This window comes from Pseudomonas sp. Z2-11, assembly GCF_054161305.1.
Map to the genome: position 1 here is coordinate 4785745 of NZ_CP096395.1, position 15251 is coordinate 4800995.

The 15251-nt window shown below is 61.6% G+C and carries 15 protein-coding genes; 9 read left to right on the forward strand and 6 right to left on the reverse strand.

Features of this window, described 5'->3' with window-relative positions; all coding sequences use genetic code 11:
- Positions 1-191: 191 nt before the first annotated feature.
- Genes livH through M1E16_RS21155 form a run of 4 tightly spaced genes read left to right on the forward strand, consistent with a single transcriptional unit; the run spans position 192 to position 3834 of the window.
- Positions 192-1115, forward strand: coding sequence for a high-affinity branched-chain amino acid ABC transporter permease LivH (gene livH, locus M1E16_RS21140; RefSeq protein WP_014336891.1), 924 nt, complete (start codon positions 192-194; stop codon positions 1113-1115).
- Positions 1112-2368: a high-affinity branched-chain amino acid ABC transporter permease LivM gene (locus M1E16_RS21145; protein WP_458128297.1), complete on the forward strand. Its 1257-nt coding sequence runs from the start codon at positions 1112-1114 to the stop codon at positions 2366-2368. The genes livH and M1E16_RS21145 overlap by 4 nt, the downstream gene beginning before the upstream one ends.
- On the forward strand, positions 2365-3132 hold the full coding sequence (livG, locus tag M1E16_RS21150; protein WP_434558356.1) for a high-affinity branched-chain amino acid ABC transporter ATP-binding protein LivG: 768 nt from the start codon (positions 2365-2367) through the stop codon (positions 3130-3132). Before M1E16_RS21145 ends, livG begins: the two co-directional genes overlap by 4 nt.
- Positions 3133-3834: an ABC transporter ATP-binding protein gene (locus M1E16_RS21155; protein WP_186613630.1), complete on the forward strand. Its 702-nt coding sequence runs from the start codon at positions 3133-3135 to the stop codon at positions 3832-3834.
- Between the two features lie 164 nt (positions 3835-3998).
- On the opposite strand, the gene M1E16_RS21160 is transcribed toward M1E16_RS21155, so the two are convergent.
- Entirely contained in the window at positions 3999-4907 is a 909-nt protein-coding gene (locus M1E16_RS21160; protein ID WP_458128298.1) for a LysR family transcriptional regulator, read from the reverse strand.
- 105 nt (positions 4908-5012) lie between these two features.
- Between M1E16_RS21160 and M1E16_RS21165 the strand changes: the two genes are divergently transcribed.
- The 3 genes from M1E16_RS21165 (at position 5013) to M1E16_RS21175 (ending at position 8070) form a co-directional block, all read left to right on the forward strand.
- Positions 5013-5612 carry a short chain dehydrogenase gene (locus tag M1E16_RS21165; RefSeq protein WP_434572253.1) on the forward strand — a complete coding sequence of 200 codons (600 nt, stop codon included), beginning with the start codon at positions 5013-5015 and terminating at the stop codon, positions 5610-5612.
- Positions 5613-5671: 59 nt separating this feature from the next.
- Entirely contained in the window at positions 5672-6346 is a 675-nt protein-coding gene (locus M1E16_RS21170) for a COG3650 family protein (protein WP_458130357.1), read from the forward strand.
- 110 nt (positions 6347-6456) lie between these two features.
- Positions 6457-8070, forward strand: a complete 1614-nt coding sequence (locus M1E16_RS21175) for an NAD(P)/FAD-dependent oxidoreductase (RefSeq protein ID WP_458128299.1) — start codon at positions 6457-6459, stop codon at positions 8068-8070.
- A 121-nt stretch (positions 8071-8191) separates the two neighbouring features.
- Here M1E16_RS21175 and M1E16_RS21180 read toward each other — a convergent pair whose 3' ends face one another.
- On the reverse strand, positions 8192-9286 hold the full coding sequence (locus M1E16_RS21180; protein ID WP_458128300.1) for a PLP-dependent cysteine synthase family protein: 1095 nt from the start codon (positions 9284-9286) through the stop codon (positions 8192-8194).
- 265 nt (positions 9287-9551) lie between these two features.
- On the opposite strand from M1E16_RS21180, the gene nhaA reads away from it, so the two are divergent.
- Positions 9552-10739: a Na+/H+ antiporter NhaA gene (gene nhaA / locus M1E16_RS21185; protein WP_458128301.1), complete on the forward strand. Its 1188-nt coding sequence runs from the start codon at positions 9552-9554 to the stop codon at positions 10737-10739.
- Between the two features lie 582 nt (positions 10740-11321).
- Here the strand turns inward: nhaA and M1E16_RS21190 are convergent.
- Positions 11322-11786, reverse strand: a complete 465-nt coding sequence (locus M1E16_RS21190) for an outer membrane lipoprotein (protein ID WP_003184697.1) — start codon at positions 11784-11786, stop codon at positions 11322-11324.
- A gap of 172 nt (positions 11787-11958) precedes the next feature.
- Between M1E16_RS21190 and M1E16_RS21195 the strand changes: the two genes are divergently transcribed.
- Entirely contained in the window at positions 11959-12243 is a 285-nt protein-coding gene (locus tag M1E16_RS21195) for a hypothetical protein (RefSeq protein WP_458128302.1), read from the forward strand.
- On the opposite strand, the gene pdxH is transcribed toward M1E16_RS21195, so the two are convergent.
- The 3 genes from pdxH to M1E16_RS21210 all read right to left on the reverse strand — a co-directional run bounded on the left by pdxH (position 12191) and on the right by M1E16_RS21210 (position 15245).
- The gene (gene pdxH / locus M1E16_RS21200) at positions 12191-12838 is read right to left on the reverse strand and encodes a pyridoxamine 5'-phosphate oxidase (protein WP_458128303.1); all 648 of its coding nucleotides are present in this window, start codon (positions 12836-12838) and stop codon (positions 12191-12193) included. The two genes, M1E16_RS21195 and pdxH, sit on opposite strands and share 53 nt — an antisense overlap.
- A 24-nt stretch (positions 12839-12862) precedes the next feature.
- Positions 12863-13981, reverse strand: a complete 1119-nt coding sequence (locus M1E16_RS21205) for an OmpA family protein (RefSeq protein ID WP_434656176.1) — start codon at positions 13979-13981, stop codon at positions 12863-12865.
- Positions 13982-14099: 118 nt separating this feature from the next.
- Complete coding sequence (locus tag M1E16_RS21210; protein WP_458128304.1) at positions 14100-15245, reverse strand: serine hydrolase domain-containing protein; 1146 nt, start codon at positions 15243-15245, stop codon at positions 14100-14102.
- Positions 15246-15251: the final 6 nt, after the last annotated feature.

Sequence of the window (15251 nt, forward strand, 5' to 3'; positions counted from 1 at the left end):
CCGTGGGCTTTGTTTTAAATGTATTGGGCCGCGCTGGCGTGATCCGCCAGTCTCCCCACCTGAAAATCTCAAAACCGTCATCAGCGGTTCGCTGGCAAACCTCGTGTTCGAAGTGGATGCAGATCCACGGGACCCGGGCGGGAAAATGACTCCACCAGTGAAATGCGTATCAGGTTTTTAGGAGCGCTGTAATGCCTGACATCTATCACTTCTTCCAGCAGCTGGTTAACGGCCTGACCGTTGGCAGCACGTATGCCCTGATCGCCATCGGCTATACGATGGTCTACGGCATCATTGGAATGATCAACTTCGCCCACGGCGAGGTGTACATGATCGGCTCCTACGTGGCGTTCATCGCCATCGCCGGGCTGGCCATGATGGGACTCGACAGTGTCCCGCTGTTGATGACCGCAGCTTTCATTGCGAGCATCGTGGTTACCAGTTCCTATGGCTACAGCATCGAACGGATCGCCTACCGCCCGCTGCGCGGCAGCAACCGTCTGATCCCGCTGATTTCCGCCATCGGTATGTCGATCTTCCTGCAGAACACGGTACTGCTTTCGCAAGACTCCAAGGACAAATCCATTCCCAACCTGATTCCGGGCAACTTCGCCATCGGGCCAGGTGGGGCACATGAAGTGCTGATTTCCTACATGCAAATCGTGGTGTTCGTGGTGACCCTGGTCGCCATGCTCGGCCTGACGCTGTTCATCTCCCGTTCCCGCCTGGGCCGCGCCTGCCGCGCCTGCGCCGAGGACATCAAGATGGCCAACCTGCTGGGCATCAACACCAACAACATCATCGCCCTGACCTTCGTCATCGGTGCGGCCCTGGCGGCCATCGCCGCGGTGCTGTTGAGCATGCAATATGGCGTCATCAACCCCAACGCCGGTTTCCTCGTGGGCCTGAAAGCCTTTACCGCCGCGGTGCTCGGCGGCATCGGCAGCATCCCCGGCGCGATGCTCGGCGGATTGGTGCTGGGCGTGGCGGAAGCCTTTGGTGCCGACATCTTCGGCGACCAGTACAAGGACGTCGTGGCGTTCGGCTTGTTGGTTCTGGTTCTGTTATTCCGGCCGACCGGCATCCTGGGCCGTCCGGAGGTTGAGAAAGTATGACTAGGCATCTCAAATCGGCGCTCTTCAGCGCCCTGCTGGTCTGGGCCGTGGCCTATCCGGTACTCGGTCTCAAACTGACCATCGTTGGTATCAACCTGGAAGTGCACGGCACCAGCCCGACCATCCTGGCGACCATCGCCGTATGTTCCGTCCTGATGTTCCTGCGGGTGCTGTTCAGCACGCAGATCAGTGCGGCGTGGAAAGCGTCGCCCGGCGTGCCGGTGATCCCGGCCAGGGCCAGCAACTTCCTGACCCTGCCGTCGACCCAGCGCTGGATCGTCCTGGGCCTGATCGTCGTGGCCCTGGTATGGCCGTTCTTCGGTTCGCGCGGCGCGGTGGACATCGCCACGCTGATCCTGATCTACGTGATGCTCGGCCTCGGTCTGAACATCGTCGTGGGCCTGGCCGGCCTGCTGGACCTGGGTTATGTCGGCTTCTACGCCGTCGGGGCCTACAGCTACGCGCTGCTGTCGCACTACTTCGGCCTGAGCTTCTGGATCTGCCTGCCGATCGCCGGGATGATGGCCGCCACCTTCGGTTTCCTGCTGGGGTTCCCGGTCCTGCGCTTGCGCGGCGACTACCTGGCGATCGTGACCCTGGGTTTTGGCGAGATCATCCGTCTGTTCCTGCGCAACCTGACCGACATCACCGGCGGCCCGAACGGCATCAGCAACATCGAGAAGCCGACGTTCTTCGGCCTGACCTTCGAACGTAAAGCCGCCGAAGGCCTGCAGACCTTCCACGAGTACTTCGGCCTGCAATACAACTCGATCAACAAGGTGATCTTCCTCTACCTGGTCGCCCTGCTGCTGGCCCTGGCGGCGCTGTTCGTCATCAACCGCCTGCTGCGCATGCCGATCGGCCGTGCTTGGGAAGCCTTGCGCGAAGACGAAATCGCCTGCCGTGCGCTGGGTCTCAACCCGACCGTGATCAAATTGTCGGCCTTTACCCTGGGGGCTGCGTTCGCCGGTTTCGCCGGTAGCTTCTTCGCCGCTCGCCAAGGCCTGGTGACGCCCGAATCCTTCACCTTCATCGAGTCGGCGATCATTCTCGCCATCGTCGTGCTGGGCGGGATGGGCTCGCAGTTGGGTGTGATCCTGGCGGCGATCGTGATGATCCTGCTTCCCGAAATGATGCGTGAATTTAGCGAATACCGCATGTTGATGTTCGGCGCCTTGATGGTGCTGATGATGATCTGGCGTCCTCAAGGTCTGCTGCCTATGCAACGCCCGCACATGGAGCTGCGCAAATGAGCCGCGAGATCCTGAAAGTCGAAAATCTGAGCATGCGCTTCGGCGGACTGCTGGCGGTCAACGGCGTGGCCCTGACCGTGCAAGAGAAACAAGTGGTTGCCTTGATCGGGCCGAACGGCGCGGGCAAGACCACCGTGTTCAACTGCCTGACCGGTTTCTACCAGCCTACCGGCGGCACCATCCTGCTGGACGGCGAACCGATCCAGGGCCTGCCCGGTCATCACATTGCCCGCAAGGGCGTGGTGCGGACCTTCCAGAACGTGCGGCTGTTCAAGGACATGACGGCGGTCGAAAACCTGCTGATCGCCCAGCATCGTCACTTGAACACCAACTTCTTTGCCGGCCTGTTCAAGACCCCGGCGTTCCGCAAGAGCGAACGCGAGGCCATGGAGTACGCCGAGTACTGGCTGGACAAGGTCAACCTCACCGAGTTCGCCAACCGTACCGCCGGGACCCTGGCCTACGGTCAGCAACGACGCCTGGAAATCGCCCGCTGCATGATGACCCGTCCGCGGATCCTCATGCTCGACGAACCGGCCGCCGGCCTGAACCCGAAGGAAACCGAAGACCTGAAGGCGCTGATCAGCGTGCTGCGCGAGGAGCACAACGTGACCGTGCTGCTGATCGAGCATGACATGAAGCTGGTCATGAGCATTTCCGACCACATCGTCGTGATCAACCAGGGCACGCCCCTGGCCGACGGTACGCCGGAACAGATCCGCGACAATCCTGAAGTGATCAAAGCCTACCTGGGGGAAGCGTAAATGCTGCAGTTCGAAAACGTTTCCACCTTCTACGGCAAGATCCAGGCGCTGCACAGCGTCAACGTCGAGGTCCGCCAGGGCGAAATCGTCACGCTGATCGGTGCCAACGGCGCCGGCAAGTCCACCCTGCTGATGACACTCTGCGGTTCGCCGCAGGCCCACAGCGGCAGCATCCGCTACATGGGTGAGGAGCTGGTGGGCCAGGACTCGGCGCAAATCATGCGCAAGAGCATCGCCGTGGTACCTGAAGGCCGTCGGGTATTTGCCCGGCTGACCGTGGAAGAAAACCTCGCCATGGGCGGTTTTTTTACCGACAAGGGCGACTTTCAGGAACAGATGGACAAGGTGCTGCACCTTTTCCCACGCCTGAAAGAGCGTTTTACCCAGCGCGGCGGCACCATGTCCGGCGGCGAACAGCAGATGCTCGCCATCGGTCGTGCACTGATGAGCAAGCCCAAGCTGCTGCTGCTCGACGAGCCGTCGCTGGGCCTGGCGCCGATCATCATCCAGCAGATCTTCGACATCATCGAACAGCTGCGCAAGGATGGGGTGACGGTGTTCCTGGTGGAGCAGAACGCCAACCAGGCGCTGAAGATCGCTGACCGGGCGTACGTGCTGGAGAACGGTCGCGTGGTGATGCAAGGCACCGGTGAAGCACTGCTGACCGACCCGAAAGTGCGCGAGGCGTACCTGGGCGGTTGAGTCTGTCGCGATAGAAAAAACGGCCTTCGGGCCGTTTTTTTTCATCTAGATGCGCACGCCCCCGTGGCGAGGGAGCTTGCTCCCGCTGGGCTGCGTAGCGGCCCTAAGATTTTGCGGTCGCTGCGCAACCGAGCGGGAGCAAGCTCCCTCGCCACAGGGACCGGCTACAACCGATCCAACGCCTCCCCGCTGCGCTTGAACCATTCAATCAGATAATCAGCCAGCACCTGCGTACGCTTGGGCAACCCTCCCTGATATGGATGCACCAGATACATCGGCATGCGACGGGTCTGAAAGTCGCGCAGCAACCAGCGCAGGCGGCCGTCGGCCAGTTCCTGGTCAAGCAGATACGACGGCAGACGGGCGATTCCAGCGCCGGCCAGGGCGGCTTTTTTCAACAGGCTGTAATGGTTGCTGGCAAACGGCCCGGACACCCGCACCCGCAGCAACTCATGTTGCTGGTGGTACAACCACTCCTCACGACCGCTGTAGTGACTGTTGAGCAGGCATTTGTGCTCCGCCAGGGCCTGGGGAACCGCGGGCTCACCGAAGCGTTCCAGATAGGCCGGGCTGGCGCAGGTCAGTTCATGCCAGGCCAGCAGCGGGCGAGCCACCAACCGCTCGTCGATCGCCGCATCCGAGCGGATCGCCAGATCAAACCCATCGCGCGATAAATCGCGGTAACCGTTATTGAGCTCCAACTCGATCTGCACGTCGGGGTAGGCGAGAGCGAACTCGGTCAGCAGGCCTTCAAAAAAGGTTTCGCCCAACGAAACCGGCACTGTCATCCGCACCGGCCCGGAAATTTCACCCTTCAAGCGGGCCAACGCCTGACGCGCCCTTTCCACCTGCACCAACAAGGCCTGGGCCTGGGGCAACAGCGCCGCACCCGCCGTCGTCAGGCTCAGGCGTCGAGTCGTGCGCTGGAGCAGGATCACTGAAAACCGCTCCTCCAGCAGGCTGATGCGCTTGGACAGCTGCCCCTTGCTGCATCCCAACCGCTGCGCCGCCAGGGTAAAACTACCGGCCTCGACCAGCACGGCAAACGCTGCCAGATCATCGATCTCGCTCATTGGATTGTTTCCAAATGAAAACCAAAGGTTTCCTATTAGCACGCTTATCCCCAGGAAAATCCACTCTAGACTGCAACCTCGTCCACCCCATTTGAGGATCAGTCCATGAAAATCCTGTTGATCGGCGCCAACGGAACCATCGGTTCGGCCATCGCTAACGAGTTGTCGCCCCGTCATGAAATTGTCCGTATCGGCCGCCACAGCGGTGATGTGCAAGTGGATATCAGCGACAGCGCCTCGATCCGCGCCCTGTTCGAAAAAACCGGCCGCTTCGATGCCTTGGTTTGTGCGGCGGGCAACGTCACTTTCGCGCCGCTGGGCGACATGACCGAAGAAAGCTTCGCCCTCGGTTTGAAAGACAAGTTGATGGGTCAGGTCAATCTTGTATTGATCGGCCGCGAATTCGCCAATGACGGCGCATCCTTTACCCTCACCACCGGCGTACTCAGCCACGACCCGATCAAGAGCGGCGCCTCGGCGGCCCTGGTGAACGGCGCCCTCGACAGTTTTGTGCGCGCTGCGGCAATCGAGCTGCCCCGGGGCCTCAGGCTCAACTCGGTAAGCCCGAACGTATTGCTGGAAGCGATGGACAAATATGCGCCGTACTTCCGCGGCTACAAGCCGGTTCCTGCGGCTGAAGTGGCATTGGCCTATGCCAAGAGCGTCGAAGGCCTGCAAACCGGGCAGACTTTTCACGTCGGCTGACCCCTTGTGATGAAGGATCAGTCTGAGTAACGTGGCGGCACTTGTCTGGAGACCCAATGATGCGTGCCGCCCGTTCCCTGTTGTGTATTGCCTCGCTTGCGCTTTTCGCCGGCTGCCAGTTGCTCGACGCCCCGCGCCAGAGCGCCTCCCATGCCGGCCAGACGCGCATGCAGGGCGAACTCACGGCGGCCGATGGCAAGCTGGTGTTCCAGCCGTGCCAGGAACAGCGCAGTTACATCGTCAACGACACCGGCGGCACCAGCGTGCTGCAACAAGCCGCCACCCTGGCGGATGATCGCGGCAAACTGTTCGCCGATCTGCGCGGGCGTATCGTTTCCAGCGCAGCGGCCGGCACCGACAGCCAACTGGACGTCGAGCAGCTGTATCGCCTGGAACGCTCCGGGACCGCTTGCGATGATGTTGACTTCAAACGGGTGATTCTGCGGGCAGCGGGACATGCCCCTGAATGGACACTCAAGGCCAGCGGCAAGGGCCTGGTCCTGGATCGCGAAGGGCAGCCGCCGCTGGCGGTGCCTTACGTCGAGGAGCAGTTGGGCGATGGCCGCTTCAACCTCGGCACCGAGGCCAACGGCCAGAAGGTCGAGTTGTGGGTCACGCCGCAACGCTGCGTCGACAGCACCAGTGGCAGCGTGCAGCACATGAGCGCCGAGTTGCGGGTCAACGGTCAGGTCCAGCGCGGTTGCGCGTACTTTGGTGGCGCGCGCGACGACTGATTCGACGCATGACGGGTTTTAACCTGACGGAAAACCGGGATTGCGGCTTATAATCGCCGGTTTGAAGAACGCCTTGGCGCAGTTGTGCGCCCCGCGAACCGGACCCCGTCATGTTACGAATCACCGAACTCAAGCTGCCGATCGACCATCCCGAAGAAGACTTGCGCCCTGCCATCGTGCAGCGGCTGGGCATCGCCAAAGATGACCTGCTCGACTTCACCCTGTTCAAGCGCAGCTACGACGCCCGCAAGAAATCCTCCGAACTGTGCTTCATCTACACCATCGACCTGTCGGTGCGCGATGAAGCCGGTGTGCTGCGCAAGTTCGCCGATGACCGTAATGTCAACGAAGCGCCGGACATCAGCTACAAGGTGGTTGGCCAGGCACCGGCGGACTTGAGCGAGCGGCCGATCGTGGTCGGCTTCGGGCCGTGCGGCATCTTCGCCGCCATGTTGCTCGCGCAGATGGGTTTCAAGCCGATCATCCTTGAGCGCGGCCCGGAAGTACGCCAGCGCACCAAGGACACCTGGGGCCTGTGGCGAAAAAGCGTGCTCAACCCCGAGTCCAACGTGCAGTTCGGCGAAGGCGGCGCGGGGACATTCTCCGACGGCAAGCTCTACAGCCAGATCAAGGATCCGAAGTTCCTTGGGCGCAAGGTCCTGCATGAGTTCGTCAAGGCCGGGGCTCCCGAAGAAATCCTCTATGTCAGCAAGCCGCACATCGGTACGTTCCGCCTGACCGGCGTCGTCGAAAACATGCGTGAGCAGATTCGCGCCCTCGGCGGTGAAGTGCGCTTCGGCGAGCGAGTTACCGACGTTTTGATCGAAGACGGCCAACTGGTTGGCGTCGAGCTGGCCAGTGGTGAGCAGATCCGTTCGAAACACGTGATCCTTGCCTTGGGCCATAGCGCCCGGGATACCTTCCGCATGCTCCACAGCCGTGGCGTGTACATGGAAGCCAAGCCGTTCTCGGTGGGTTTCCGTATCGAACACCCGCAATCGCTGATCGACAGCGCACGCCTGGGCAAGTACGCCGGCCACCCGAAACTCGGCGCCGCCGACTACAAACTGGTGCACCACGCGAAGAATGGTCGCTCGGTGTACAGCTTCTGCATGTGCCCGGGCGGCACCGTGGTGGCGGCGACCTCCGAGCCGAACCGCGTCGTGACCAATGGCATGAGCCAATACTCGCGCAACGAGCGCAACGCCAACTCCGGCATCGTCGTCGGCATCACGCCGGAAGTGGATTACCCGGGTGGCCCGCTGGCGGGCATCGAGTTGCAGGAACGCCTGGAGTCCCACGCCTTCGTGCTCGGTGGCAGCAACTATGAAGCCCCCGCGCAACTGGTGGGTGATTTCATCGCCGGCAAGCCGTCCACGGCGCTGGGCAGCGTCGAACCGTCCTACAAACCTGGGGTTGCCCTGGGCGACCTGGCCCTGGCCCTGCCGGATTTCGCCATCGAGGCTATCCGTGAAGCGCTGCCGGCGTTCGAGAAACAGATCCGTGGTTATTCGCTGCATGATGCGGTGCTCACCGGCATCGAGACCCGGACTTCATCGCCGCTGCGCATCACCCGCAACGAAACGCTGCAGAGCCTGAACGTGAAGGGCCTGTTCCCGGCGGGTGAAGGCGCCGGTTATGCGGGCGGGATCTTGTCGGCGGGCGTGGACGGGATCCGGATCGCCGAAGCGGTGGCGCGGGATATTCTTGGCTTGAAGGACTGACTTCCATTCACTGTGGGAGCGAGCCTGCTCGCGAAAGCGATGAATCATTCAGCCTGTATATTGAATGTTAATCCGCTTTCGCGAGCAGGCTCGCTCCCACAGGGTTCTCTGAGTGTTCCAGTCAGATATTGGCCCGCAACACGCCCTCCGGCAGCGCTTCTCCGCGCTCCGCACATGCCGCCACCGCATCGATCAATGGGTCCAACTCATACCCCTGGGCCTTGAGCCACTCCGGATCGTAATAAGTCGTGGCATAACGCTCCCCGCCATCACACAGAATCGCCACGATCGACCCCGACTCACCGCCTTCCACCATTCGCTTCGCGGCGATCAGCGCGCCGATCAGGTTGGTGCCGCTGGATCCGCCGACCCGCCGCCCCAGTCGCTGGGCCAGGTAGTGCATGGCCGCGAGGGACAGGGCGTCCGGCACCTTGACCATCGCATCGATCACCTTGGGCAGGAACGAGGCTTCGACCCGTGGCCGACCGATCCCTTCGATCCGCGACCCGCAATCCAGGCGCAGGCTGGCATCGCCGCTGCGGTAGTAGTCGAAAAATACCGAACGCTCGGCGTCGGCACACAGCACACGGGTACTGTGCTGGCGGTAGCGTACGTAGCGCCCCAAGGTGGCCGTTGTACCGCCCGTGCCAGGGCTGGAGATCAGCCAGGTGGGCTCCGGATGCCGCTCGAAGCGCATCTGCTGGAAAATCGACTCGGCAATGTTGTTGTTCGCCCGCCAGTCCGTGGCCCGCTCGGCGTAGGTGAACTGGTCGATGAAATGCCCGTCATGCTCGCGGGCCAGACGTTCGGATTCGGCGTAGATCTGCGTAGGGTCATCCACCAGATGGCTTTGGCCACCATAGAAGGCGATCTGGGCGATTTTTTCCCGGGAGGTAGTGGCAGGCATCACCGCGATGAAAGGCAGGCCCAGCAACCGCGCAAAATACGCCTCGGAAATCGCCGTCGAGCCGCTGGAGGCCTCGATCACCGGTGCACCGGGCTTGAGCCAGCCATTGCACAACGCATACAGGAACAGCGAGCGCGCCAGTCGGTGCTTGAGGCTGCCGGTGGGATGGCTGGACTCATCCTTGAAATACAGCTCGATGCCCGGCAGTCCGGCCAACGGCAATGGGATCAGATGCGTATCGGCACTGCGTTGGAAATCCGCCTCGATGATACGGATGGCTTCACGCGCCCATTGGCGGGGATCGTTCATGGTGTTTTTCTCGCAGGGCCGGTAGGACTTCAGGCAGACCGATGGCCGGGGCACGATCTATTCAGGAAATACGAGACACCAGCTTAGGAAAAAACCGACATCCCGCACAGGTACAGCTAAGGTCCAATGTGCTCGGCAACTGCCAGAATGCCCGGCGCAGGCGCTGTAACGACATATAACAAAAAAGAATATAACTTTTGTTTTAACAACAAACAGTACGGGTTAGGGTGTGCCATCTTTTTGATTTGATGAATGGAGAGCAACCTTGGCTCTACGTAACTCACTGACGCGGTTTTTCCAGCTGGAAGCTGCCAGCGGCCTGCTCCTGATTGCCGCCGCCGTGCTGGCCCTGGTCATCAACAACTCTCCGCTGTCCTGGCTGTATGGCGGCCTGCTGGACACGCCCGTGGTCGTCCAGGTCGGTGCGTTGAAGATCGCCAAGCCGTTGCTGCTATGGATCAATGACGGCCTGATGGCGCTGTTCTTCCTGCTTATTGGCCTGGAGGTCAAACGCGAGGTGCTCGACGGGCAACTGTCGAAACCTTCGCAGATCGTCCTGCCGGGGGCCGCAGCCATAGGCGGCATGCTGGTGCCGGCGCTGATCTACTGGTTTCTCAATCGCGACAACCCCGCCGCGCTCGCTGGCTGGGCGATTCCCACGGCTACCGATATTGCCTTTGCCCTCGGCGTGCTGGCCTTGCTTGGCAAGCGTGTACCGGTGTCGCTGAAGCTGTTCCTGATGACGCTGGCGATCATTGATGACCTGGGCGCCATCGTCATTATCGCGATGTTCTACTCCGGCGAGCTGTCGACCCTGTCGTTGGGGCTGGCCGCGGCCTGCATCGCAGCCCTGGTGGCAATGAATCGGCTGGGCGTGGTCAAGCTCGGGCCGTACATGGTGGTCGGCTTGATTCTCTGGGTCTGTGTGCTCAAGAGCGGCGTGCATGCCACGCTGGCGGGGGTGACGCTGGCATTCTGCATCCCACTGCGCACGAGAAACGCTGAAACCTCCCCCCTGCTGACGCTTGAGCATGCGCTGCATCCTTGGGTGGCCTACATTATCTTGCCGCTGTTCGCATTCGCCAACGCTGGCCTTTCGCTGAGCGGCGTCACGGTCGAGAGCTTTACCCATCATGTCCCGATGGGCATCGCAATCGGCCTGTTGCTGGGCAAGACTGTCGGCGTGTTCAGCCTGACCTGGCTGGCGGTGAAAATCGGCATCGCCAGCCTGCCTGCCGGGGCCAATTGGGGGCAGATACTGGGCGTGGCGATTCTTTGTGGCATTGGTTTTACCATGAGCCTGTTCGTCGGCTCCCTGGCGTTCGTGCCGGAGGTGAGTGAGTATGCGGGGATGGATCGGATGGGGATTCTCACCGGGTCGATCCTGGCGGCGTTGATTGGGTATGGGGTGACGGCGATGGCTAGTCGCAGGTCTGCTGTGGTGGCTTCCTGATGGGGTGTATATCCGTTGCTGCGGTCACGGCTGCTTAGGGTTTCGCCCTTACGGCGAGTCACTTTTGGAAGAGCCCCAAAAGTAACCAAAAACGCTCTGCCCCACCACTCGGCACCTCGCTTGGGCTCGGTGTGCCCTCACTCCGGCATTGCTCCGTGGGCCCGCCGCGAAGGGCCGTCCCTGGCCCAGCGCGGCTATCCCGGCATCCATGCCGGGATGCCCACTGCGCAATGCCTGCGTTCGGCCAGCGTGGTTAATGGGGCGCCGAGATCAAAGTCAAAAGCAGAGCAACAGCAACAGCAACAGCGCGACAAGCGCTTGGCATCTCCGTAGCTGAGCCACCGCTATCGCGACCGGGATGGAATCCCTGTGGGAGCGAGCCTGCTCGCGAAGGGGCCAGCCCAACCAATATATTCATTGGCTGACACACCGTCTTCGCAAGCAAGCCCGCCCCTACTAGGAAAACGCAAACCTATCAAACCAGGTCGGTTTTATATGTTTGCGCTCTTCAAAAATGACCCGCTGTAAGAGTGGAACCTCCAGTAGCCATTACCGCAACAACGATATACATACCGATAGCCTTTAGTGCGATACGCGACTCGTACCATCGACAGTCGAAATCCGCACCCGCTCACCTACACGGAACACTTCGTTCTCCTGAACCTGCTGGACATAGGCACGCATGCTGCCGTCATCCTCACGCACAGTGATCTCTACACCCTGGGTACGGGTCAGGCCTTCTTCAGTAGCGGAGCCGATCAGGCCACCGGCCACGGCGCCGATCACGGCTGCCACGATGCTGCCACGACCACCGCCGATAGCGCTGCCGCCAACACCGCCGACCACCGCGCCGGCTGCGCCGCCGATCGGGGTCTTGGTGCCTTCGATCTTGACCGGGCGCAGGGACTCGATGGTGCCCATGCGAATCGTCTGCACGCGACGCGCTTCGTCACGGGAATAGGAGTCACCGGTCAGGCTTGATTGGCAGCCTGTCAGTAACATCGCCATCGTGGAAAAGGAAGCAACCAGCAAAACAGACTTGCGCATAGCATCAAACTCCAAAAGACAGTGATCCATTAAACTCCCCCGGCTTGATGCCTGTCACGGCCTTGCCGGGGAAAAATTGTTTTCATTCAGGTGGGATACAGGCGCACCCGAAAAATTCACCCAACAGTAGCGCCAATTTCGAAAGTTCGCGTCATCGACACCGGGATTTTCCATGGATTATTTCATCATAGTCACCACCACCGTCGCCGGTCTGTACTTTCATGGATGGCTCTACGTACGTATCAAACGCTGGATGGACCGCGACCTGGCCTTGTCGTTGGCGGGGCAGAATGGACGGAAGCGAGACTACATGCTGCAACAATTGGCCCTCGCCCGCGAACAAGGGATCAAGCGTCGGGACCTGCCGCACTGGCTCCAGGCCGCTGCGGCAGGTTACTCCGACGTCAGGGCGCCAGACGCTCGCGAATCCAGTCCGCGCCTTGCAGGCGATAGTTGAGGCGATCGTGCAGACGGCTCGGGCGGCCTTGCCAGAATTCGATGCGCTCGGGCAACAGGCGATAGCCGCCCCAATGCTCGGGGCAATGGGGTTGGCTGTCGCTGAAGCGTTGCTCAGTGGCCTTGAGCAAGTCTTCCAGCTCATCCCGCCCGGCGATCACCCGGCTCTGGGGTGAGGCCCAGGCACCGAGACGGCTGCCCAGCGGCCGTACCTGGTAATAAGCGTCCGACTCTTGTGGGGTGACCTTCACGACCTTGCCTTCAATGCGCACCTGGCGCTCCAGCGTCGGCCAGAAAAACGTCATGGCCGCGAACGGATTCGCGGCCAGTTGCTGGCCCTTGGCGCTGTCGTAGTTGGTGAAGAACGTGAAGCCCTCGGCATCGAGCCCCTTGAGCAGCAGGATCCGGCAGTGAGGCCTGCCGTCTGCGTCCACCGTCGCCAGGGTCATGGCGTTGGCTTCCACCGGTGCCTGCTCGGTTTTCACCGCCTCGGCAAACCATTGGTGAAACAAGGCGAACGGCTCGGCTGGGGCTTGCGCCTCGGTCAGGCCATCGCGGGTGTAGTCACGGCGCATATCAGCCAGGGTTTGGGTCATGGCGCGTTCCTTGTGTTCAGCCGATCACTGTTTGGCGGTATCGGCGGCAGCGACTTTCTTGCCGTCGGCAGCGGCCTTGGCCGGCTCGGGCTTCTTCGCGGGCGTAGCCTTCTTGGCCGGGGTCTTCTTCGCGGGTGCCTTCGCCGGAGCCTTCTTGGCCGCTGCTTTCTTGGCAGCCGGAGCGGCAGCCTTTTTCGTCGCCGGGGCCGGGGCCGGCGCGGCGGGTTTCACGTCCTGGGCAGCTACCATGGTTACTGGCGCGGGGGCCGGCATGTTGTACTTGCTCAGCAATGCAACCATGGTGTTCGCTGGCGTAACCAGCAACTCGACGCGACGGTTCAAGGCCCGGCCTTCAACGCTGTCGTTGGCCGCACGCGGAGCCACCGAGCCCATGCCACGCAGCATCAGGCGATCACGCTGCAAACCGCTGAGACGGAAAATCGCCGCCACCGATTGAGCACGTTCCTGGCTGAGCTTCAGGTTGGCCGGCGCCGCGCCCGACGTATCGGCGTGACCGAGGATCAGTACGGCGGTTTTCGGATCGGCTTCAAGAATCTTGGCCACGCGAGTGAACGGACCGAGTGTCACTGGCAGCAGCATGGCCGGACGATCAGGGTTGAACGAACCGTCCGCGGGAGCGGTAACCACCAGCACGTTATCGCGACGCTCGAGTTCGAGCTTGCTGTCCTTGATCGCCGTACGCAGCTTCGGCTCATAGTCGTCGAGCCAGGCCTGGGTGACTTTCGGGTCGGGCATCGGCACCGCCTTGGCGGTCTCCTGTTCCTTGCCGCCGAACGGCCACCACCATTTGCCGTTGCTTTCGGCTTCGGCCTTGGCCACGGCTGGCGCCTTGGCTTCAGGTTTGGCTTCAGGTTTCAGCGGTTCTTTTTTGGCGACATCATCCGCGGCGGATTCATCCGAAGAGAACGGCCACCACCAGTGTGTGGCTCCCTCGGCCTTGGCCTGCGGTGCCTGGGCGGTGGGTTTCAAAGGAGCCGGTGGCGCCGCATCCTTGCTCGCAACCTTGTCGGACGAGCCGAACGGCCACCAGCCACCGCCGCCCTCGGCATCATTTTGTGGGTTTTGTGCGCAACCGGTAATAGCGAAGCACAGCGCCAGAGCGAGGGTTTTATTCGATGACATTGGATATCCACAAAATGATCAGGATGAAAAAACAGAGGCCATGTTCCGGCCGCATAAACAGACGCTTGGAAACTTCAAAGGAGCCGAGGTTCCTGTATGTATTACCGACACCCACTATTTACAGACAAGTGGCAAGCACCCGCGCGAGATTCTGCGCGCGCGGGTCCATCAGGACGTAAGGTCCCAATGTGTTGGTCACGAAACCGAACGCAACGTCATGCTCGGGATCGGCAAAACCGATGGAGCCCCCTGCCCCAGGGTGACCAAACGCCCGCGGCCCGAGGCCGTAGGTCGCGTTGGGCACATCCGCCTGGTCGAGCATGCAACCCAGGCCGAAACGGGTCTGGGTCAATAAAGTCTTGTCCTCGCCGAAGCTGTGCTGGCGGGTCAGTTCGTCGAGCATTTCGCCTTCCAGCAGGCTGCCGTCGAGCAGACCGGCGTAGAATCCGGCGATGCTCCGGGCATTGCCGTGGCCGTTGGCGGCCGGTTGCTGCATGCGGCGCCACTCGGGTTTGTTGGTGCTGGTCATGATCGATGGCGGGTTGGTGAAGGCCCGGGTGGTCATGGCCGAAGGTTCACGCATCGTCACCTGCAACAGGCGCTGTGCCGCCGCATCTCCGGCGTTGCCTTTGCCACGGGCGATATGCGCCACGCGATGAAATTCCTGGTCCGCCAGGCCGACATGAAAATCCAGCCCCAGCGGTCTGGCGACCCGAGCCACGATGGACTCACCCGGCCCTCGGCCATCAGCCCTGCGCAGCAACTCGCCGATCAACCAGCCGTAGGTGATCGCGGCATAACCGTGGCCCTCGCCAGGCGTCCACCAAGGTGTTTCAGCCGCCAGGGCATCGGTCATGGCCTGCCAGTCATAAAGTGCTTCAGGCGCCATCAACTCTCTCAGCGCTGGTAGTCCGGCCTGATGGCAGAGCAATTGCCGCAGGGTGACGGACTCCTTGCCGGCGGCCGCGAACTCGGGCCAGTAGCGGGCGACCGGCGCATCGAGCTGCAGCTTGCCCTCGGCTACCAGTTGCAAGGCAGTTACGGCGGCGAATGTCTTGGTGCAGGAAAACAGATTGGCGATGGTGTCGCTGTGCCAGGCTTCATGACCATCCTTGTCGGCGGTGCCGGCCCAGATGTCGACGACGGTGCGGCCGCTCACCTGAATGCATAACGCCGCGCCGCGCTCCTGGGAATTGTCGAACAGCGCCGCAAACGCTTCACGCACGGCCTCGAACTGAAGCTCGTAATGACCTTGAATTTGCACCCGTAA